15 protein-coding genes and 1 pseudogene are annotated in these 21,003 nt (G+C 48.9%); 9 read left to right on the plus strand and 7 right to left on the minus strand.

Going from position 1 to position 21,003, the window contains the following annotated elements; genetic code table 11:
* Window positions 1–87: 87 nt before the first annotated feature.
* From H6859_02045 to H6859_02055, 3 genes and pseudogenes are all read left to right on the plus strand, one after another.
* A pseudogene (locus tag H6859_02045) lies at window positions 88–1,193 on the plus strand (IS3 family transposase).
* A gap of 240 nt (window positions 1,194–1,433) precedes the next feature.
* On the plus strand, window positions 1,434–1,769 hold the full coding sequence (locus tag H6859_02050) for a DUF933 domain-containing protein (GenBank protein USO06011.1): 336 nt from the start codon (window positions 1,434–1,436) through the stop codon (window positions 1,767–1,769).
* Between the two features lie 54 nt (window positions 1,770–1,823).
* Entirely contained in the window at window positions 1,824–2,909 is a 1,086-nt protein-coding gene (locus H6859_02055; protein USO06012.1) for an IS481 family transposase, read from the plus strand.
* Between the two features lie 46 nt (window positions 2,910–2,955).
* Here H6859_02055 and H6859_02060 read toward each other — a convergent pair whose 3' ends face one another.
* On the minus strand, window positions 2,956–3,267 hold the full coding sequence (locus H6859_02060; GenBank protein USO06013.1) for a 2Fe-2S iron-sulfur cluster binding domain-containing protein: 312 nt from the start codon (window positions 3,265–3,267) through the stop codon (window positions 2,956–2,958).
* Between the two features lie 9 nt (window positions 3,268–3,276).
* Window positions 3,277–4,077, minus strand: a complete 801-nt coding sequence (locus tag H6859_02065; GenBank protein ID USO06014.1) for a hypothetical protein — start codon at window positions 4,075–4,077, stop codon at window positions 3,277–3,279.
* Between the two features lie 96 nt (window positions 4,078–4,173).
* Between H6859_02065 and H6859_02070 the strand changes: the two genes are divergently transcribed.
* Window positions 4,174–5,208 carry a COX15/CtaA family protein gene (locus tag H6859_02070; GenBank protein USO06015.1) on the plus strand — a complete coding sequence of 345 codons (1,035 nt, stop codon included), beginning with the start codon at window positions 4,174–4,176 and terminating at the stop codon, window positions 5,206–5,208.
* A 180-nt stretch (window positions 5,209–5,388) separates the two neighbouring features.
* Here the strand turns inward: H6859_02070 and H6859_02075 are convergent, their stop codons facing one another.
* Together H6859_02075 and H6859_02080 are read right to left on the minus strand one after the other, a co-directional pair.
* A complete protein-coding gene (locus H6859_02075; GenBank protein ID USO06016.1) occupies window positions 5,389–10,386 on the minus strand; it encodes a hypothetical protein in 4,998 nt (1,665 codons plus the stop codon).
* Window positions 10,387–10,633: 247 nt separating this feature from the next.
* Window positions 10,634–11,533: a branched-chain amino acid aminotransferase gene (locus H6859_02080; protein ID USO06017.1), complete on the minus strand. Its 900-nt coding sequence runs from the start codon at window positions 11,531–11,533 to the stop codon at window positions 10,634–10,636.
* 71 nt (window positions 11,534–11,604) lie between these two features.
* Here H6859_02080 and H6859_02085 point away from each other — a divergent pair, with 71 nt between their 5' ends.
* Window positions 11,605–12,342 (plus strand): response regulator, encoded by a 738-nt coding sequence (locus H6859_02085; protein ID USO06659.1) that lies wholly within the window; start codon window positions 11,605–11,607, stop codon window positions 12,340–12,342.
* Between the two features lie 3 nt (window positions 12,343–12,345).
* Window positions 12,346–13,680: a HAMP domain-containing protein gene (locus tag H6859_02090; protein USO06018.1), complete on the plus strand. Its 1,335-nt coding sequence runs from the start codon at window positions 12,346–12,348 to the stop codon at window positions 13,678–13,680.
* An 89-nt stretch (window positions 13,681–13,769) separates the two neighbouring features.
* Here the strand turns inward: H6859_02090 and H6859_02095 are convergent, their stop codons facing one another.
* Window positions 13,770–14,219 carry a phasin family protein gene (locus tag H6859_02095; protein ID USO06019.1) on the minus strand — a complete coding sequence of 150 codons (450 nt, stop codon included), beginning with the start codon at window positions 14,217–14,219 and terminating at the stop codon, window positions 13,770–13,772.
* Between the two features lie 230 nt (window positions 14,220–14,449).
* Between H6859_02095 and H6859_02100 the strand changes: the two genes are divergently transcribed.
* Window positions 14,450–17,041 carry a PAS domain-containing sensor histidine kinase gene (locus H6859_02100; GenBank protein ID USO06020.1) on the plus strand — a complete coding sequence of 864 codons (2,592 nt, stop codon included), beginning with the start codon at window positions 14,450–14,452 and terminating at the stop codon, window positions 17,039–17,041.
* Between the two features lie 7 nt (window positions 17,042–17,048).
* On the opposite strand, the gene H6859_02105 is transcribed toward H6859_02100, so the two are convergent.
* A complete protein-coding gene (locus tag H6859_02105; GenBank protein USO06021.1) occupies window positions 17,049–17,645 on the minus strand; it encodes a regulatory protein RecX in 597 nt (198 codons plus the stop codon).
* A gap of 24 nt (window positions 17,646–17,669) precedes the next feature.
* On the opposite strand from H6859_02105, the gene H6859_02110 reads away from it, so the two are divergent.
* Together H6859_02110 and H6859_02115 are read left to right on the plus strand one after the other, a co-directional pair.
* Complete coding sequence (locus H6859_02110) at window positions 17,670–18,473, plus strand: ABC transporter permease (protein ID USO06660.1); 804 nt, start codon at window positions 17,670–17,672, stop codon at window positions 18,471–18,473.
* Between the two features lie 31 nt (window positions 18,474–18,504).
* Window positions 18,505–19,473: an Hsp33 family molecular chaperone HslO gene (locus H6859_02115; GenBank protein USO06022.1), complete on the plus strand. Its 969-nt coding sequence runs from the start codon at window positions 18,505–18,507 to the stop codon at window positions 19,471–19,473.
* 6 nt (window positions 19,474–19,479) lie between these two features.
* Here the strand turns inward: H6859_02115 and H6859_02120 are convergent, their stop codons facing one another.
* Window positions 19,480–20,922: a TrkH family potassium uptake protein gene (locus H6859_02120; protein ID USO06023.1), complete on the minus strand. Its 1,443-nt coding sequence runs from the start codon at window positions 20,920–20,922 to the stop codon at window positions 19,480–19,482.
* Window positions 20,923–21,003 lie beyond the last annotated feature (81 nt).

The raw sequence follows: 21,003 nt of genomic DNA on the forward strand, positions 1-21,003 counted from the left end.
TCCTCAGAGACTGGATCTGAGAGGTGGTCCCAAGAATTCGGACAGTGAGTTAAGCTACGATCTATGACCGAAGGAGGGTCATGGATTATGAGTAAGACAAGGAAGAACTACCCGGCGAAGTTTAAAGCGCAGGTTGCGCTGGCGGCGTTGCGGGAGGACGCGCCGATCACGGAGCTGTCATCCCGTTACGGGGTGCATGCGACGGTCATTCACCGTTGGAAGAAGGAGGCTCTGGCTGCGCTGGAGGCGGGTTTTGCGGGCAAGCTGGAATCGCGAGCGGACGCGCATAACGCCGAGGTCAGGGACTTGCACGCCAAGATCGGACAGCTGACAGTGGAACGTGATTTTTTAGCCGATGCCTCCGCCCGGTTGCGGTCCGGGGGCGGCAGGAAATGGTAGACCCGTCCAATGACAATATCGGCATCGCGGCGCAGTGCCGGTTGCTGGGGATCAGCCGCTCTGGCTGGTATTACGAGCGGCGCGGGGAGAGCGCGGACAATTTGGCGCTGATGCGGCTGATTGACGCGCAATTCCTGCAAACCCCGTTTTACGGGTCCCGTCAGATGGCCCGGCATCTGCGCCGTCAGGGGTACGAGGTAGGCCGCACCCGCGTGCGGCGTCTGATGCGCCTGATGGGAATCGAGGCGGTCTATCAAAGGCCGCGCACTTCGATGCCGCATCCCGGCCACCGGATTTATCCCTACCGGCTCAAGGGGCTCACGATCACCCGCCCGAACCATGTATGGTGCGCGGATATCACGTACATCCCTGTCAAACGCGGGTTTTTGTATCTGGTAGCGATCATGGACTGGGCCAGCCGGAAGGTGCTGGCCTGGCGGCTGTCGAACACGATGGAAACGCGCTTTTGCGTGGAGGCGCTGGAGGAAGCCATCGCCCGCTACGGGCCGCCGGAGATCTTCAATACCGATCAGGGCAGCCAGTTCACGGCGGACGCGTGGACGGGCGTCCTGAAAGAAAACGGGATCGCGATCTCGATGGACGGCAAGGGCCGCTGGATGGACAATGTGTTCATCGAGCGGCTGTGGCGGAGTCTGAAATATGAATGCGTGTATCTGAACGCGTTCGAGAGCGGCCTGCAAGCCAGGCGGGATATCGGGCGCTGGCTGGCGTTTTACAACGCGCAGAGGCCGCATTCGGTATTTGATGGACAAACCCCGGACGACGTTTATGATGAACGAAATTTTGTTTCTCCGGCCTCGGGCTTGCCGCCTCCGCCTAACGGCTCCGGCGGCCGCGCCCTTCACCCGGAGAAACAAAACCACAGGCAGGCGGCATGACAATAACCAACCGATCGTAGCTTAACTTCGCCGCAAAGCTGGCCGAAGAACCGAGACCACCTCTGGGCGCCATCAGTCGTGATTTGTGCGGCTATTGAGTCCGAAATTGCACAATTAGATGACGCTGAAGAAAAAATGGAGTTTTTAGAAACGCTAGGGCTGGAGGAATCCGGTCTTGATAAAATTATCAAGGCGGGTTTTAAGCTGTTGGGTTTGCAGACGTATTTTACAGCTGGGCCAAAGGAGGCGCGTGCGTGGACTGTGCGCGTTGGAGCAAAAGTGCCGGAAGCGGCGGGCGTTATTCATAGCGATTTTGAGAAAGGTTTTATCAAGGCGGAAGTGATTGCTTTTGCAGATTATGCTGCGATGAATGGTGAGCAAGGCGCAAAAGAAGCTGGGAAAATGCGGCAAGAGGGCAAGGAATATGTTGTGCAAGATGGGGATGTTATTTTGTTTAGATGTATTAGTTGAGACTTGATCTGACATTCTTTACAAACTGCATTTAAAAGCAAAGGAGTGTCAGACATGAGCAGTTATCAGGAAAAAATCATCAAACCGAAACTGGGCGTATTGGAGCTTGCCAAGCAATTGGGCAATGTTTCGCAAGCCTGCAAAGTCATGGGCTATAGCCGTGATACGTTCTATCGCTATCGTGAACTGTACGAGAACGGCGGAGAAGAAGCGCTGATCGAGATCAGCCGCAAGAAGCCGATCTTGAAGAACCGCGTGGCGGAAAGCGTGGAGCGGGCCTGCATTGAGATCGCCGTTGAGTTTCCGGCCTACGGCCAGCAACGTGCGGCTAACGAACTGCGTAAAAAAGGCATTTTGATCTCGCCCGGTGGCATCCGTTCGGTATGGCTGCGCAACGATCTGGAGACCATGAAGAAGCGCCTCAATGCGCTGGAAGCCAAGGTTGCCCAAGACGGCATCATCCTGACCGAAGAACAACTCGCCGCGCTGGAAAAACAAAAATCACAGCGCGAGGCCCATGGTGAGATTGAGAGCGAACATCCGGGCTATCTGGGATCGCAGGATACTTACTATGTCGGCAACATCAAGGGCGTGGGCCGGATTTATCAGCAAACCTTTGTCGATACCTATTCCCGCGTGGCCTTTGCCCGGCTCTATACCGAGAAGACCGCCATCACGGCGGCCGATACACTTAACGGCACGGTCCTGCCGTTCTTCGCAGAAGAAGGGCTTGTGCTGCTGCGTATCCTTACCGACCGCGGCACGGAATATTGCGGCAAAGCCGAGAACCACGCCTATCAGCTTTATCTGGGAATCGAAAATATCGATCACACCAGAACGAAGGCAAACTCTCCGCAAACCAATGGTATCTGCGAGCGGTTCCACCGCACCATGAAGCAGGAGTTCTACGACATCGCCTTCCGCAAAAAGCTGTATTACAGCCTCGAAGAGCTGCAAACGGACGTCGATGAATGGCTGCGAAAATATAATGAAACGCGGCCTCATTCCGGGAAATACTGCTACGGCAAACCCCCAATGCAAACCTTCCGGGATGCCAAAGAGCTTGCACAATCGAAAAATATCGATAACGTGCAAGAATTATCGGACAGCGCGCCTCAAGAAGCGCTGGCTGGCCGATAATTCATAATCGTCAGATTAAGTTATGACTTTTACAGTTTAGATGTAATCAATCATAGCATGCCAAGCGCACCTTCAACCCATCCAGACTTTCATCCATGATAATCTGACACGATAGGCGTGAGTTATCTTGCACGTCAAATGCTTCATCAAGCATCTCTTCTTCGTCATCACGCATCATCGCCAGCTTGCTTAACCAGTTCTCATCAACATAAACATGACACGTCGCACACGCACAAGCCCCGCCGCATTCGGCCTTAATCGGCAATCCATGATCACGAATAATTTCCATCACGCGCCACCCTTCAACCGCATCCAGCGCATGCTCAACCCCGTTTTGATCTGTCACATAAATTTTCATTTCACACTCTCACCAAATATCGGTTTTCTTATTCTCATTGTTAAAAACTGAATACACGCCATAAGCAACAGCAAGACTAGAAACCAGCGAAAGCACAAAATCTATAAAAGCCTGAATAACAGCCATGCCGGTTTCAAATACGATAGAACTATCACCAACACCCAAAACCCCCATAACCGTGCCATAAAATTCACTGAGTAAAATCATAAACAACATCATTGGCACGAAACACAAAACCCAAACACCCAGCAAAGGAAACGAATCCGAATATGCCCGGAAACGAATCAAATAGGTGCGTACAGATTTCCCCATTACAACCGGAATATAAATCCACAAAAAGCGAAACGCCCAGATCAAAAATACAATAAGCATCATCGCCAATATAAATGTCTGCAAACTTGGATCGGGTGGGGGAGCGTCTGGAATGGTCTGTTGACCGTGATAAGCCGAGCCAACAACAAAGGACAGCATCAGTTTGATCAATACATACACAATCATGGAAGCTTTAATATTCCGCGCAGTATCCTCTGCAGGCGGCAAAATAGAGCTGCGCGTTTCACGCCGGGTTTCATGCGCATGCAGCGCCATAATCACCAGCGTCGCAATGACCCAGCCTTCCATAAAAAAAATCGGTAAAAGCAAGAGCCCCTGCCGTAAGGCCTCTTTCTGGATATCAAAAGCAACAAAACCAACAAAAAAGAGAATCTTAAGAACTAAAACCATTGCCGAAAAGCGCACCACATCCACCCGTCTGTTCCAAACAAAGCGATACGCCTGCGATGTACTTTCTACAAAATCAAAACTAGCCACGACGATTTTTCTCTTTATATTCACCTGTATAAACCAAGATCATACACAATTGTGCTTTTTGTAAAAGCGCTGAAATACAGGAAAAGGGTTTTTAAAATGCCTATCGCACCCCACCGCCGACACAATAAACCTATCGCCATCTGGCTTTATTCCTGCGCCTTCATGGTCTTTGCCATGATAGTCATAGGCGCAATTACGCGCCTTAGTGAATCCGGCCTCTCAATGGTTGAATGGCGGCCTTTGATGGGCGCTCTGCCCCCCTTGAATGACGCCGAATGGGAACGCGTTTTTACGCTTTACCAGGAAAGCCCTGAATTCGAAAAGAAAAATACCTGGATGCAAATTGACGACTTCAAAACCATCTTTTTCTGGGAGTGGTTTCACCGCCTTTGGGGCCGTCTTATTGGAATCGTTTTTGCCCTGCCACTCATTTTCTTTTGGCTCTGTAAAATGATCCCCCACGGCTATCACCTTAAACTTCTTGGACTATTTGTACTGGGCGGCGCCCAAGGTTTTATGGGCTGGTATATGGTCAAAAGCGGTCTTGTCGATCAGCCAGCAGTTAGCCACTATCGCCTCGCCGCACATCTAGGGCTGGCATTTATCATCTTCGCCAGCCTGCTTTGGGTCGGATTATCACTCACATTCAAAACCCGCCGCTACGCAAACCGTGCCCTTAATATCCATGGTTGGATCGTTTTGGTCTTTATCGCCATCACTGTCCTCTGGGGAGCTTTCACAGCGGGGCTGGATGCAGGGTTAATATATAACGAAACCTTTCCGAAAATGGGCGGCGAGTGGATTCCTCCGGATTTTTGGAAATATGATGCGCTTCTACCCAACGTCCTTGAAAATCATAGTGGCGTGCAATTCATTCACCGCTGGCTGGCCATCCTTACTGTTGGTATGGTTCTAAGCCTCTGGATGCACGCGATGGCAAAAAAACAAAGCTTTCGTGCGCTCCATGCCGCCGTAATAATGGCACTGCTGCAATTATGTTTAGGAATAGCCACAATTTTATCAGGCGTTGAGCTGCACATCGCAACCACGCATCAGGCCGGTGCCGTTATCTTATGGGCACTGATTTTGATCTGTATCTACCAGACATGGCCTCATAAGCGCGTCTGTTAGGCTCAGGACTCATTAAATTTGCCATATGACGATCGTAGCGAGCTGCTATGCGGGGCGCCAGTCTTTGAGTTTGGCGAAGCTGTTTTCAATGATATGCCGTTTTTTATAGAGTTGGTGTTCAGGCCGCCTTTTGTTTTGTTGATAGCACGTGGAACATTTCCTTAGCTGTAAAAGGCGCCATTAGGGGGCAATGATGTTGGATGGTGTGTGCAGCATTTCCTGCGTTTTTTCGTATTCCTGAACCATCTGTGTGGTGGTTGCGGTCATTTCGTTGACCGTTTCGAGATATAGCAGGCCACGGCGTTCTGTTGGGTTTACGCTCTCATCTGCAACATATCGTGTGATGTGTTCAGGGTTGTCGCTGTTGTCGTTTCCGTCTGGAATTAATTTTGTATATTTTGTCCATATTTCTTTTGCGGCTTTAGGGTCAAGCATGGCCACGCCGATTGAAATCTCTTGAGGTTTGCCGTTGATTTCCACTGTGACTTTTTCAGGTAAGCCGTGCGCTTTTGCAATGCTTGTATACATTTCTGCTAGTTTATCTTTATCGGTGAATTGTTCCTTTATGGCCTTCACTTCGGCGTCAGTTAGTCCTTTTTCCAAGACGTCTATGATCATGTCGGGGCTGACCATTTCGGTGACGACCGGGTTGAGGCCGAGATCTTTGATGGCGTCTTTGATGAGGTATTCACTGGTAACGGTCGAGGGATCAGCGATCATAGAGCCGATATACCAGCCGTAAAGGTTGGCTAGCGCTGTGTGTTGGTCTTTTGTCAGAAGATTGGATGCTATAAGAAAGTCGTGCTTGCTTTCCAGATGGCTGGTTTCTGCTGCGGCTATGGTTATGCCGACGCCTGCGCCAGCGGCATAACCAGCCAAGGTCCCGCCAAAAACAGATTTTGAAATTGCCGCGCCGCCTTTACCGGCGCGCTTGAAGAGTTTTGAAAGACCTTGAGTTGCTCTTTTCAAGATATTGGGGGCTTCAATTTTCGGAATTTCATCAAGTTTTGTTGTTAACGTAAGTGCTTTAGATGTTTCTCTTTCAGAAAGGAGTGCTTTTCCTTCAGAAGAGGTAATCTTGTAGGCATCTTTTTGTGCTGTTTTTCTTGAAGTCGTTTCGGTGGTTTTCGAAGGTGTCTGTTCTTTGATTTGATCTTCTGTTATCCCGTGTTTTTTCATTAAACGTTCTGCACTTTTTAATCTGCTTGCACGTTCTTTTTCACTTATGCTTGGATGCTTTGCGCTTTCAATAATGTTTTCAATTCTTTTAATTATATGATCTTTTTTGTCAGGAGTGTCGCTTGATGGTTTTGCAGCAGCTGTGCTCTCAAGCTGTTTAGCCTTTGTTGTCGTATTCGTATCCGCAGCCGCAGCCGGGTTTGCTTTTGTCGGCTGTTTTGTCTTTGTTTCTATGTCTAGGTTTATTTTTGTTAGCTCTTTAACAGCTTTCGGATTTTGCTGCGCAAGGCCGAAGGCGCGGACCTGTGCTTCGGTCAAGCCTTGGGCTTTCATCATTCTTTGAGCTGATTCCATGGCTTGCGTTCGTTTGGCCGCAGTTTGCGCGTTGTCGGCAATTTCCAGGGCGCGTAGAACTCTGTTTGCAGTTTTTTCTTTGCCTTCAGGAAGGATTTCGGTGCCGTTTTGGAGGCCGAGGAGACGGACCTGCGTTTCGCTGAGGCCGGCTTTGTCCATGAGTTTTTGTGCGAGCTCATGAGCTCTTGCGATGTCCGGAGAGTATTGCGGTGCATTGTCGGCGGCGACCAATAATTTAAGTGCGCGACCTGCTTTGTCCAGCTTGCTTTCCGGGATGGGATGGGTGCCGTTAAGGGCGCCTTGCAGGCGGAGCTGCGCTTCGGTGAGGCCTACTTCTTTCATGAGCCCGCTTGCGCGGTTTAAAGCGTCAATTTGTTTTCTTGAGCCAACTTCTGCGTTATCGGCAATTCTTAGAATTTTCATTGCTGCTGCTGCGTGTTTGGCTGAAGCCTCAGGAACAACTTGTGCTATTTGTCCGGCTTTGTTGAAGGCTTTTGCTGCGCCATAGCCTGACGTTGCCCAAGTTGCTAATTTTGCTGCATTTGCCGGCGGAAGGCCGTCATCTTCCAGTAAATTGGAATCTGGTCTGCCGGGAATTTCTTCTTTTTCTTTGTTGGTAAGACTTTGCTGCGGGCTGTCTTCGTCCTTTTTGGGGCCGCTTTGCTCTTGTTTGGCTACCGGATCGGCTTTTTCTCCAAATTTATTTTTAAGGTCTGCGGCTAACACGTTTGGCACATATCGGTCCTGACGCAGTTCGAAGTAATAGCTTCTGTCTTCGTATTTCTCACTGGGGCGGCGTTCGACCAGATAGGTGTAGGCTGAGACGCGGTCCAGCGCTTTCATGCCTGCATCAAGGGTTGCGCGATCTTCCGGGCTGAGTTGTGCAACCGCTTCTTCGTAGGTCAGGCCGTGATTAAAGCGATTGCCGCTTTTATTAAAGAAAAAGCTTGTGTCGCCTTTAAAGATTTCATTCATGTGGTGCCAGTTATTACGCACGTAAAGATACATCATCTGATCCTGCGTTGGCCCGCCGTAGCGGCCGTTCCAGGTGTCCATGGTTTGGTCGTTGACGTCACCATTGTGCCAGGCGTGATAGTTATTAATGTGGCTTTCGTAGTATTGGAGCATCAGGCGCTCATAGGCTTCGAAGCCCGGGCGGCCTGGGTCATTCCACAGCGGCTGTGCAAGGATGCTTTGCAGGACTTTTTCTTTTGCGACAGAGGCCAGAGCCTTGAATTCCGTGCCCGGTGGGGATTTTATAATTCCGACGTCTGTGAGTTCTTTGACCTTGTCTTTTGTAAGTGTTTCCAGTTCATCCGGCGTCAGGACATATTGCGCGTATTTTGCGTTTGGACGGGTGTTGTCCGTCAGGGTCATCATGCGGTTGATGTGCCTGCGGATTCTCGGGTCTTGTATGCTTAGCGTACCGAAGGCTTTGAAGGCGATTTTGACATCGCGTTCGTCGGGGTTGAAGCGGCCCTCCATCATGGCCTGGCTGACGCCGCGCAGGGTTGCGTGGTTGGCGGCGATGAAGGCGTTTTGCCCGGCTATGGTATCAAGTTTGCCTGCTTTTTCGGCGTCGGCGTAGGTGCCTGGGTCCAGGGTTTTGATGGCGCGCAGGTCGATCTGGCGGCGGACAAAAACTCTGGCCTCTTGTAAAGTGACTTGCGTTTTGCCTTCGAACGCTTGCAGGATGGCTTGTTTTCTCTCTTCGTCAAGCCCCAGATAGAGCGCTTCGACGGCAAGGGGGTGGTCGCCTTTATAGCCTTCGAGCCACGTATAGGCGTTTAATGAAAGAATATTATCCGGTTTAAAGTCTGCTTTGCCGTATAGCTCCGATAGCTTATTCGGGTCATAAAGTTTGTCGTCGCTCATGACTCGGAAGAGATTGGCAATGGCGCTGATGTCTGCGCGTTCCTGGCCGAAGTTTTGGCTTTTTGCGCCGAGTTCGTTCATGGATTGTTGATTGGTCAGAATGGCGACGAGGAAGAGATCAAAGGTCTCTTTATCGGCGCTTTGCTCGCGGATTTTCTTTGCGATGGCCGTGTTTTTGAACGGGTCGGCGTTGTCGTGTTTTTTGAGGGCTTCGCGGAATTCATCTTCTAGACTTGCCAGAGCCGGGTTTGCATTAAAATAGTCTTCAATGAGTCGGTTTTGCTTGTCTTCAAGCTTTCTTTGTTCGAGGGCGAGTTTTTCCTGCTCGGCATCTATATCGACAGCGAAGAGGTCTTTTCTGATGTCGTTGATGAGGGCAACAACTATCGGGTTGGGTTTGATCTGCCCGACGAGCTTGCCTTTAAATTCGCCCTCTTCGGCAATTTCAAGATTCAGGCCATCGGTGATTTTTCCGATGGTTTCTTTGTCTGTCGGTTTGCCATCGATGATTTGGTAGCTGTAGATATAGCCTTCTTTGCTGAATGTGTAGCGGGTTTTATCGTCCGGGCCGAGGATGTATTTGTCGCCGTCGTAATATTCCTGGCCGTATTTAGAAACTGCGGTTATTAACGTGTCGCGAATTTGCGCGAGTGTGGCTGGATCGAGGGATTTATCCGGCTCATTGTAAAACAGATATTTATGTGATTTGCCTTCGGCGAATGCTCGCTCAAGGAGGAGGGTGGCGTATTGCACTTCTTCTCTAAGATAATCAGAGAGGACGATGGTTTCGTTTTTTGGCTTTGCCTTTGCCTTTGCCTTTGGCTCTTCTGTGGTGGCCGATTTTTCTGTAGCAGGCTTTGTGATTTCTGGCTTTTTTGCTGCAGCTGGAGGGTTTTCTTGCTGCGTTGATGCTGCAGGTTTTTCGGCCGGAGGTTTTTTTTGTTGGGCTGGCGCGTCCGGTTGTGCCGGTGTTTGGGTTTCGGTGAGGGCACTGAAGGCTTCTTGCGCCATCTTTATGTCGGATTCTGCGTCTTTCATAACTCTTTCGAAAACATCAGCCTCTACATCATCTTTGACCAATTCCATCGCCTTGTAGAATGCAGGAATGGTTGCGATGTCTATAAAGTTGTTAGGGGTTAGACGCCCAGTTTGGCTTAAAAAGCCTTGTCTTACTGCGCGAATGTCGCGGAAATTTATTTTATCATCTGCATCTCTATCAGTTTCTTGCAGGCGCCGGGCAATAACTTTGGCCATCTCGCCTTGTATGAGAGGGCCTGCGGTTAGGTCTATTAGAGCGCTGTTGATAGCGTTTTGTGCGTCTAAACTTTCGAGTTTTTTGCCATCATGAGTTCTGTAAGAAAAGCCATTTTCCAGTTCCGGGTTGATGGTACCGTTTCGCATGTGGTTCCATTTGATCTGGAAAGTGCCGGCCTGTGTTTCCAGCGAAATTGTGTTGTTTTCAAGGTCCGTTTTTATCGCTTCGCTTATTGCTATGACCTGAAGGGCAGGCATGATTTCGTTTGCGAAATTTTCCCTGAGCGCTTGGTTGTCGAATTGTTCCAGAATGGCGTGTGCTTGTTGCGCCGTTTTGCTGACAATTTCTGTAGAGTTTGGCAGCGCGCTGAGTTCGGGGATTTCATTGATCGTAAGCGCTGCTTTTTGCGCATGGTCGTTTGGAACAAGCGCATTGAGGGCGTCGTGGTTGGTGTTGAGCCAGTCGCGGACTTTGCCTAGCAAAATTTTTTGAACATCTGGGGTGTTAACCGCCATCAATATACCCTCTGTTTAAACGCCGCTAATTTTTAAGCTTTTTGTCGTTTTAATTATTATCGTTATGCAAATGGTATAGAAGAAAGATTAACAAAGCATTAATTCATTGTTATTTAAGGGTAATACTGATTTTATGGGGCCGTAATTGCAAGTTGCGGCAAGGCGATGCGGTAATTCATACCCTCTGTGGCACAAGTGGATTGCTTCGCTTGCGCTCGCAATGACGCTTTGTATCCTTAGCGAGGTTTTATGCGCTTTGCTTTACGTCTTGTGTGCGGCCATGGATGAGGTCTTCGTAGGCTTCGTGCAGTTTGCGGGTGATGGGGCCAACGCTATAGGTAATGTCATCAATTTTACCAACGGCTGTGACTTCGGCAGCGGTGCCGGTGAGGAAAATTTCATCAAAAGATTCAAGTTCTTCGGGCTTTATACGGCGTTCTTCTACACTGATGTTTCTTTCGCGGGCCAATGACATGACAGTTTGGCGGGTGATGCCGTTAAGGAAGCGATCAGCGATGGGGGTGTGGATTTGCCCATTTTTGACGGCAAAGAGGTTGGCGCCGGTGGATTCTGCGACATAGCCTTCGTGATCAAGCATAAGGGCGTCGGTGTAGCCGGCTTTTTTGACTTCAACCTTGACCATGCAACTTAGATTGTAGAGTGAAGCGGTTTTAGCCGCGGTGGGGGATGTGTTGGGTGCGGGTTTGCGCCAGGTGGACGTTTTCAGGGAAATGCCTTTTTCACGAATTGCCGGGTCAAAATAGCTGCCCCAGTCCCAGGCGGCGATGGCGACATGGGTTTTTGTTCCGGCAACGTCGATGCCCATTTGTTCCGCTCCGCGCCATGCTGCTGCACGAATATAGGCGTTTTCGAGGTTGTTGGCTTTAAGAACTTCTTGCTTGATGTTTTCGAGTTCATCTACGGAAACCGGCATGTCCATATAGATGATTTTGGCAGAGTTATGCAGGCGCTGCGAATGCTCGCGGCTTTTGAAGATGTGGCCGTCATAGGCGCGTTCACCTTCAAAGACTTGTGTGCCGTAATGCAGAGCGTGGGTAAGATAGTGTATTTTGGCTTCGCGCCAAGGCAGCATTTTTCCATCCATCCAGATAAAGCCATCACGATCATCGTAAGGAATTAAAGCCATTTGAGGTGTACTCCGCGTTAAATTCGGCTATAAATTACGGTAAACTAACAGGATTTGTAAACCACTTCATGATGATGAGCAAGAGTTCGCAAGAAAATTACCCGAAAGATGGCGGTTCGTATGAGGCTTGGCCGCATGTTCTGGTGGTTGATGATGACCGGCGCATTCGGGATTTGCTGTGCCGGTATTTGAGTGAGCAAGGGTTTGTGGTGATTGCGGCGGCAGATGCGTTTGAGGCGACGGCGTTGCTTGAAAGCTTTGAGGTGGATGTGCTTGTGGTGGATGTGATGATGCCGGGCAAGACGGGGCTGGAATTTACAGCTGGATACCGGGAGAGCGGCTCGGTAGTGCCGATTTTGTTACTGACAGCGCTGGGGGAAACAGAAGACCGGATTACGGGTCTGGAAGCGGGGGCGGATGATTATTTGTCCAAGCCTTTTGAGCCGCGAGAATTGGTGTTGCGTCTTAATGCGATTTTGAAGCGCACAGCCAAGCCTGTGCACGTGGAGCGAAGCCTAAAGATTGGGCCGTGGGTGTTTGATCCGGTGCATGAGGAGCTTAGCGCAGGCGGTGATGTTGTGCGGTTGACAAGCGCAGAGGCGCAGCTGCTTAAGGCGTTGGGCGCGCGTGGAGGAGAGGTCTTATCGCGCGAAGAGTTGGCCCGCGCGTGCGGCGTGGATGCCGGGGAGCGCACGATTGATGTGCAGGTAACCCGGCTCAGGCGAAAAATTGAGAACGACACCAAGAAACCGCGCTATTTACAAACAGTGCGCGGTAAAGGGTATGTTCTTAGGAGTGAGGAGCTTTAGGGAATGAGCGAAGGGTTGCCTATTAAAAAGTTTTTGCCGCGAACCCTGTTTGGACGTTCGTTGATGATTTTGGTCACGCCGGTGTTGTTGATCCAGATTATTACCAGTTTTGTGTTTTTTGACCGTCATTGGAGCAAAATGACAACACGGCTGGCTTTTGCCGTTTCGGGTGAGTTGTCGGTGATTACGGCAACGATTAAGAATGGTGATACAATTAGGGATATTGAAAATATTATTGCGTATTCGGGGCGGTATCTGGATTTGGATGTTCGTTTTATTCCCGATGGGCGGTTGCCAGATAAACAGGAATCTTCAGTTGTGCAAGTATGGGAGAGCGTTGTGGCGCAAAAGCTTTCAGCGGAGCTGGCGACGCAAATTTCTGAGCCGTTTGTTATTCATGCCAACTTTGCCGACAAGATGATTGAGGTGTTTATTCAGCTTGAGGATGGGCTGGTGCGTGTTTCCTTGCCGCAGCGGCGCTTGTTTTCTTCGTCTGGTTATGTGTTTTTGTTGTGGATGATAGGGGCGTCTTTATTGCTGCTCGTCGTGGCGGTGGTGTTTATGCGTAATCAGGTGCGGCCTATTCGCAAGTTGGCGGTGGCGGCGGACAGATTTGGACGGGGGCGCGCTGCGCCGTTTTTTAAGCCGGAAGGGGCAAAAGAGGTGCGCCAAGCTGGTCATGCGTTTTTGGAGATGCGCCGACGTATTGAGCGTCAGGTTTCGCAGCGCACAGAGATGCTGGCCGGTGTGTCTCATGATTTGCGCACACCATTGACGCGGATGAAGCTGCAGGTTGAGATGATGGAGGAAGGGCTGGATAAAGCTGATATGCAGCAAGATATTGCCGATATGGAGCGGATGATTCATGGGTATCTCGATTTTGTGCGCGGGGATGGTGATGAGGAATTTGAGGCCGTTTCGTTGGCAGAATTTTTTGAGAGGTTGGTCGCGAAGATGAAACATCAGGGAGTAAAAACGGATTTGATGGTTGCAGGAGGATTGAGTTTGGTGGTACGGCCACTTGCGTTTGAGCGCGCGATCAGCAATTTGTTAACGAATGCAGGGAAGTATGCGGACCATATCTGGGTGAGCGCCAGGAAAGACGGCGAAAAGTTACAGATTGTGATTGAGGATAACGGGCCGGGGGTGGCGGAGGATCAGTATGAGGCGGTGTTTAAGCCCTTTATGCGGGTTGATAGCTCACGCAACGCGGAAACTGGCGGCGTTGGTTTGGGGTTGCCGATTGCGATGGATATTATACATGCGCATGGCGGTAAGATTTGGCTTGAGGCCAGTGAGTATGGCGGTTTAAAGGTTATGGTGCGGATGCCGCTTTAGAAAAGGCAACTGCAATCTATGAATAGTTTATGTTCATGAGAGAAGAAGCTCCCTGTTTTCGTAGGGAAAGCAAATATATAAAGCGTTAGTTAGGCCGCTTTTTTCTGCGATTTGTCCATTGCGGCTTTGACTTCGTTCATTGTGGCCTTGACGCGTTTGTTGATGATACTGCTGGCTTCCTGATTAGATTTGTTCATCATTTCAGCAATATCGTTCATATTTTTGACGCTGCGCTCATAGAGTGTTTTGAACAGATCGGCGTTTTGGGAGATTTTTTCTTCCGGTGTGCCTTCGCTCATCAATTCTTTGGTGATTTGTGCATTGTCTTCAACCATTTCTGAGATGATGGCACTTTGGCGTTGAGCAATTGTCTGAAGGTTTTCAATGGCGATTTGCTGTGCATCGGACAGGGCTTGCATGTTTTTGCGCTGGGTTTCCATGAAACCTTGCAGGTCAAAAGGCATCGATTGAGCATTTTCAAAAAATTTTGAAAAATCGTTGGCGGTGAAAAACTCAGCAAAAGGATTTTGTCGCGACATGGTGATATTCCTTTTCAAAATGGTGAATGCCACAGGTTTGCTGTTGCCATTGTTACATTAAAGCGTAGCAGTGCACAAATGAAAAAATGTAGAGAACAGGCCTGTCTTATAGCTTTGTTTTTCAGGGTTTTTTAGAACGTTTCGTATTTTAGCATTTTTTTAAGGGTTTTCAGGCATCTTTATGGGGGTGTGCAAGGGGATAATGCACGAATTACAAATGAGTTTACATCATGCAGGGGCAACCTAAAGGGCAGCAAAATAGTTCTATTAACGGCTTTGAACATCAGCGAAAAGGCTCCGATTCTGCTGTCCTTTATGTATTTTTAGTTGTGGGATTAGTGCTAGTTTTTAGCACATTTACGGTGTTGCAAAGTGTTGTTCGCGGGGCTGTAGTGGAAGAGCAAGTCCACGTTTCACAGGATTTTGTTGAAGAGATTGTTAGTGATTTTCGTGGTTTGTCAGAACCATTAAAGGGGTTGGCGGCCATGATGGCTTTGTCTTTTGAGATGAAAGAGGACAGATTAAGCCGCTATATTAATCAAGAACATTCAGCGTTTGAGGCCTATAGCCAGATTGTCTGGTTTTATGAAACCCCTGATAAAGAGTGGACGTTTTCGTATTTGCGAAGCAATACGTTGCAGAATGAAATTAATGGTGGACCCCAGCTTAAACCGGATGCTGAGATGCTTAAAGTTCTTTTGAAGCTTGAGGTCTCTGGTGATTTGCGTTTGGTGCCTAACGTTGGAGGCTTTGAGCAATATGTCCGCAGTCAGAATCCTAAAATCACTTACCGTCCGTTTGCTTTAATGAAATCTGTGAGCGCGGGAGGGGTGCGTAAAGGATTTTTACTGGCAGTTGTTGATGTAGCCTCTCTTTATGATGAGGGTTGGGCTACAGGGCATCAGCAGGTTCTATCTATGCGCATACAAGATGTTGAAAGTAATAATGTGCTTTTTGAGTTTGTCCGTAATCCCGAGACAACATCTGCAACGGGGGGACGTCAGGTTTATGAATTTTCTTTTGCGGGCCGTCATTTTGAGGTTGCGAGTGATTTCCAGGTTTCGCAGCGTGTGAGGTTGTTGGGCGGCTTTCCCTATATGGTTGCTTTTTTGGCTGTTTTCCTGGTGGTTGCCGGGGCATTTTTCGTTCATTATGGGCAGAAGCAGGCTTATAATCTTAAAAAAATGAATGATACCTTGGCGCGGAAGAATTTTGAGCTGAAAGCTGAGGTTGAAGAGCGTGAACGTCTTGCGGATGCTGTAGAGGCGGCGGAGCGGAGCAGCCGCGCGGTTGTTGATGCGATTGGTGATATTATTTTTGAAGCTGATCGTGACGGGCGAATTGTTTTTTTGAACCGGGCCTGGGAGAAAGTGACCGGTTTTGATGTGGGGCAATCAACGGGGCAGAATCTTGAGCAGCTTGTTTATCCTCAGGATCGTGAAGAGGTAATGCGTGGTTTGCGGGCTGTTTTGTATGAGGGCAAGGATGAGGCACGCAGTTTTACGCAAATCCGCGTGGCTGATGGTACCTTTAAGGCTGTGGAACTGGTTATGAAGGCTGTTGCTCGTAATACAAACGGGGGACACCGTCACGATTTTGTTGTTGGGACTTTTACCAATATTGAGGAGCGCCGTAAGGTTGAACGGGCATTGAGCGATGCGGAGAAGAAGTATCGTTCTATCGTTGAAAATGCTGTTGGCGGGATTTTTCAGATGACGTCTGACGGGCTTTATCTAAGTGCCAATCCGGCGATGGCGAAGATTTTAGGCTATGATAGTCCGGAGCAGTTACTTCGTGGGGTCAAAAATGCCAATGAGCAAGTCTATGTTGATACGGCGAAGCGTCAAAGTGTTTATGACAGGCTTACGAGTTTGCCGGAGGCGCTTTCGCATGAGGTTAAAATGTACAAGCGCGATGGGGAGATTATTTGGGTTCATGAAAATATTCGTGGCGTTGTTGATGACAGCGGGCAGCTTTTATTTATTGAGGGAAGTGTTGAGGATATAACCCGTCGGAAAAACTCTGATTTGGCTATTCAGGAAGCGAAAGTGCATTCTGACCTTGCGAACCGCGCGAAGTCCGAGTTTTTGGCGAATATGAGCCACGAATTGCGTACGCCGCTTAATTCAATTATCGGGTTTTCTGAGATGATTAAGAATGAGGTGTGTGGGACGATTCAGCATCGTCCTTATTGGGAATATGCCTGTGATATTCATGAGAGCGGGCATAAGTTGTTGCAGGTTATTAACGAAATTCTGGATATTTCAAAAATTGAGGCCGGGGACCGGCAGTTGAATGAAAGTGTCGTTAATATTGAAGCGGTTTTTGATTCGGTTGCCGAGTTGCTTGAGACTAAGATTGAAAATGCTCATTTGCATATCACTCGGGCGTTGGGAGGTGTGCCCAATATTATCGTGGAAGAGCTTGCTTTGAAGCAGATTTTGTTGAACTTGCTTTCTAACGCGGTCAAGTTTACGCCCTACGATGGGCGCATTACGGTGAGTGCGCAGCTTAGTCGTGAAGGTGATATGCATATTTCGATTACGGATACGGGGGTTGGACTTGACGAATATGAGATTAAAAAGGCGCTTTCTCCTTTTGGGCAGGTTGATAATGATTTGAGCCGCAGCGGTTCGGGAACGGGGCTTGGACTGACATTGGTTGGTGCGCTTGTGGGGCTTCATGGTGGTTCGTTTGACCTGTTTTCGAAAAAGGGTATAGGGACAACGGCAACGGTTATTTTACCTGCCGAGCGTGTTGTTCGGGATAAGAGGGAGGCCGCTAGTGTTTCGGTTAAGGAGGCGTCTGAGGCGACGGAATAATGTGTATTTATGTGAAGGGGATATTGTCTTCGCTTATTTCTAAAACGCTTCGCGACGTATCATAAGAAAATCCGGCTCTGGCCATGCATGAGAGCTCTTTTTGAAAATTTATTTCTTTGTCGCTGCGCCAGGGTCCCAGGCGCTTTTTTCGTGCAAATGTGAGAGCGGCGTGGCGCTCGGCTTCGGCTGGGTTCTCGTGCGATTCCTGATCTATTATGACCAGTGTTTGTTCGATTTGACTGGAATCGAGCCCTTTGGCGCGTAAGGCGCTGTGGATGGCGCGGGTGGATTTTCCGCGGCGACGCAAGGATGTGACCATGGCGCGGGTATAGACGGCATCGTCGAGCAGGCCTGTGCGGATAAATTTTTTAACCAGTTGGTCTACCAATGCGGTGCACTGGGTGTAGTCTTGATCTTCATGGGTTATGCAGGAGCGTTTGACTTTGCGGAGCATGACATCGTGGAAGTTCGCGGCGCTGGAGGCGTAGCGTTCAAGGTAATATAGTCCGGCATTGTGGAGATAGGTTTCGGTAATTTTTTTTGGGCGTTTGCGCTTGTTGTTTTGTGGCTTGCTATTGGTGTTGGAAATATTATTTTGTGACATGGTATGAATTTTAACGAAAATATGATGAAAATGCCAGAGTCCTTAACACCCCTTCATATCAACACTGTCAATGTTATCGGTCTTTTGACGTTGATTAAGCGTGAAGTTGACCGATTTATGAATGTGTATATGCAAACATTGGTTGCGCCGGTTATTACAACGTTGTTATTTTATACGATTTTTGCACTGGCGTTTGGTGGTGTGGCACGTCGGGTTGGTGATGTGCCGTTTCTGGAGTTTTTAGCTCCGGGGTTGATTATGATGACAATGGTACAAAACGCGTTTGCCAATACGTCGTCCTCTATCGTGATTTCCAAGGTTCAGGGCAGCATTGTTGATATATTGTTGCCACCATTGTCGAGCTTTGAAATGTATGTTGGTTTTACCGTGGGTGCTGTTGCTCGCGGGTTAATTGTCGGGCTGGTGAGTGGGACGGTGATGAGTTTTTTTGTACCGATTTCTGTGAGTTCGTGGTGGTTGATTATTGCCTATGCTGTTTTGGGTACGATGATGCTTGGTTCTTTGGGGCTGGCGGCCGGAATTTGGTCGGAAAAATTTGATCATATTGCAGCGGTGACAAATTTTATTGTAACGCCTTTGACCTTTTTATCAGGGACATTTTATGCGGTGGAGGCTTTGCCGCCGGTTTGGCAAGGATTGGCGCATTATAATCCGTTTTTTTACATGATTGACGGATTTCGCGCCGGGTTTATTGGGCAGGCGGATGGAAATACGCTGGTTGGCATTAGTCTTTTGATCGTTATTAATTTTTCTTTGGCTATGCTGACGCTTTGGATGTTGCGTACGGGTTATAAAATCAAGTCGTAAAAGCCCTGTGTTTTCGTGCTATAATGAAGGGATGGATGATTTAATCTCAGAGGGGTGCCTTGATGCGCCCGGCGCCTTTGATGAAGCAGACGACGATGTTATACAGAGTTTTCAGTTGGATGTTTCGTCATTGCGGGGGCGCGCTGTGCGGTTGGGCAGCGCGTTGAATGATATTCTTGAGCCGCATGATTATCCAAATCCGGTGGCGCATTTGGTTGCCGAAACGGTAACGGTGACGCTTTTGCTTTCTTCGATGCTGAAATTTGATGGGATATTTACCTTGCAAATCAGGGGAGATGGTCCGGTGAGTCTTCTAGTGGCTGATATGACATCGGAAGGGCAAATTCGAGGGTGTGCGCATTTTGATTCTGAGCGTTTAGAGCAGGCGCGGGCGCAGCTCTTGGCCTTAAAGGCCGAAGAGACTTCGCGTAATCATTTGGCGCAATATCTGGGGAAGGGCTATGTCGCTTTTACAGTTGACCAGGGTGAGGCGGCGGAGCGTTATCAGGGGGTTGTCGAGTTGCGTGGGGCTTCGCTGGTGGATTGTGTGCAGCATTATTTTAATCAATCCGAGCAGATTATCAGCGGGATTAAGATGGCCGTGGGGCAGCGCGGCGGCGTTTGGCGGGCTGGTGGTGTGATGCTTCAAAAAATGCCAGATGGTGATGGTTATTCGGAAATCAAGGGTAATATGGATGAGGATGACTGGCGTCGGGCGATGATTTTACTGGAAAGCTGTACGGAAGATGAGTTTCTTGATCCGAATTTGCATTCTAATGCGCTGCTGACGCGGTTATTTCATGAAGAAGATGTACGGGTGTTTCAGCCTGTGAATGTCTTTAAAGGTTGTCGGTGCAGTGAAGAGAAGGTCTGTACCATGTTAACGATGATGTCGGTTGAAGATCTTGATTACATGGCAGAAGATGGTCGGATTTCCATGCGCTGTGAATTTTGTTCTCAGGAATATAGCTATGCGCGTGAAAAGTTTCCTGCCAGCTAAAAAGCATTAATGCCGCCAGAATGACGGGTGCAACAGGATAAGTGCGGCCAGGATTTCGAGGCGTCCTAGCAGCATGCCGACACTTAAGACCCATTTGGCACTGTCGGGGAGGGGTGAAAAATTTCCTGATGGTCCGATGACTTCACCCAGCCCAGGACCTACATTCGATATGGAGGTCATGGCGCCGGAAAGCGATGTTATGAAATCCAGTCCTAGAGCAGAGAGCGCCAATGCGAGAGCGATGAAGCATATGGCGTAGAGGAAGAGGAAGCTCATCACTGAGAGCGGAACATCTTCGGGGATGGGTTTGCCATTGTAGTGGGCAACAAAGGCGCCGTGCGGATGCAGGAGCTTTTGTATTTGTACACGGATGACAGATAGGAAAATCTCAAAACGGAAGATTTTGATGCCGCAGGAGGTTGATCCTGCGCAGGCGCCCATGGCCATGAGGAAGAAGGTGAGGGCAATAACGAAGCCGCCCCATTGGTCGTAATGTTCGCTGGCAAAGCCTGTGCCGGTCATCAATGAAGTCATGTTAAATGTAGCGCCTATAAATGCCCGGTATACACTCATGTCGTGGGTTATGACTAGGTAGGTTGTGGTTGCCGCTATTGAAAGGCTGAGAATTAGCAAAAATGTGCGTACTTGTGAATTTACAAATAGAGGCCTGAGGTTGCCTCGTACGGCTTTTAAATACAGGATAAAGGGGGTCCCTGCAATGATCATAAAAAAGGAGCAGAGTAACTCTATTATGTCGCTGTGGAAGTGCCCTATAGAGGCATCGTAGGTAGAGAATCCGCCGGTTGCTAATGTGGTTAAAGCATGGTTGAGGGCGTCAAATTTTCCCATACCTGCCAATAAATATGTGAGTAGACAAAGCATGGTTAGCCCGACATAAATTGCGCCGATGGAGCTGGCGAGTTGAGCTGTACGGGGTAGGGCTTTTTCATTTTCTGAGAGTTCGGTTCGAAAAATTTGCATGCCACCAACGCTGAGCATTGGCAGGACGGACATGGCCATCAGGACAATCCCAATGCCGCCTAGCCATTGTAGAATTGAACGCCAGAGCAGAATGCCGGGGGGGGCGGTGTCCAGGCCAGTCATGACTGTGGAGCCGGTGGTGGTGATGCCGGAGACGGCTTCAAAAAACGCATCCGTGAAGCTCATGTTTAGTCCTGCAAGCGTTAGGGGGAGGGAAGCGAAGAGGGACAGGCCAACCCAACTCATGAAGGTCATCATGAAGGCTTGGCGTAGATTCATGGTGAATTCGAGACCGGCATTGCTCAGAATTAAAGATCCGCCGAAAAAAGCTGTGATGACGATACATAGGAAAAAGACTTTCCAATCAGGGTTGCCCCAATACATATCTGCGAGCATTGGAATGATCATGCCGATAGACAGGATGGAAAGTAAAATACCTTGAATGTATAGAACAGGTCTAAAATCCATAAATAGTAGCCTTGTCTTTATCTTCTGACAGCGTTGCTTAGCTTCTGAAATAGGTTTTCTATTTGTCGTCGCTTGCGTCTT

The sequence above is a fragment of the Rhodospirillales bacterium genome (assembly GCA_023898785.1).
Classification (GTDB): domain Bacteria; phylum Pseudomonadota; class Alphaproteobacteria; order Micavibrionales; family Micavibrionaceae; genus TMED27.

Coding starts and splice junctions, on each gene's coding strand:
- H6859_02115 (USO06022.1), top strand. CDS start 18,505: ATGGATGATTTAATCTCAGAGGGGTGCCTTGATGCGCCCGGCGCCTTT.
- H6859_02110 (USO06660.1), top strand. CDS start 17,670: ATGAAAATGCCAGAGTCCTTAACACCCCTTCATATCAACACTGTCAAT.
- H6859_02070 (USO06015.1), top strand. CDS start 4,174: ATGCCTATCGCACCCCACCGCCGACACAATAAACCTATCGCCATCTGG.
- H6859_02090 (USO06018.1), top strand. CDS start 12,346: ATGAGCGAAGGGTTGCCTATTAAAAAGTTTTTGCCGCGAACCCTGTTT.
- H6859_02095 (USO06019.1), bottom strand. CDS start 14,219: ATGTCGCGACAAAATCCTTTTGCTGAGTTTTTCACCGCCAACGATTTT.
- H6859_02100 (USO06020.1), top strand. CDS start 14,450: ATGCAGGGGCAACCTAAAGGGCAGCAAAATAGTTCTATTAACGGCTTT.
- H6859_02120 (USO06023.1), bottom strand. CDS start 20,922: ATGGATTTTAGACCTGTTCTATACATTCAAGGTATTTTACTTTCCATC.
- H6859_02055 (USO06012.1), top strand. CDS start 1,824: ATGAGCAGTTATCAGGAAAAAATCATCAAACCGAAACTGGGCGTATTG.
- H6859_02060 (USO06013.1), bottom strand. CDS start 3,267: ATGAAAATTTATGTGACAGATCAAAACGGGGTTGAGCATGCGCTGGAT.
- H6859_02080 (USO06017.1), bottom strand. CDS start 11,533: ATGGCTTTAATTCCTTACGATGATCGTGATGGCTTTATCTGGATGGAT.
- H6859_02085 (USO06659.1), top strand. CDS start 11,605: ATGATGAGCAAGAGTTCGCAAGAAAATTACCCGAAAGATGGCGGTTCG.
- H6859_02075 (USO06016.1), bottom strand. CDS start 10,386: ATGGCGGTTAACACCCCAGATGTTCAAAAAATTTTGCTAGGCAAAGTC.
- H6859_02050 (USO06011.1), top strand. CDS start 1,434: ATGGAGTTTTTAGAAACGCTAGGGCTGGAGGAATCCGGTCTTGATAAA.
- H6859_02105 (USO06021.1), bottom strand. CDS start 17,645: ATGTCACAAAATAATATTTCCAACACCAATAGCAAGCCACAAAACAAC.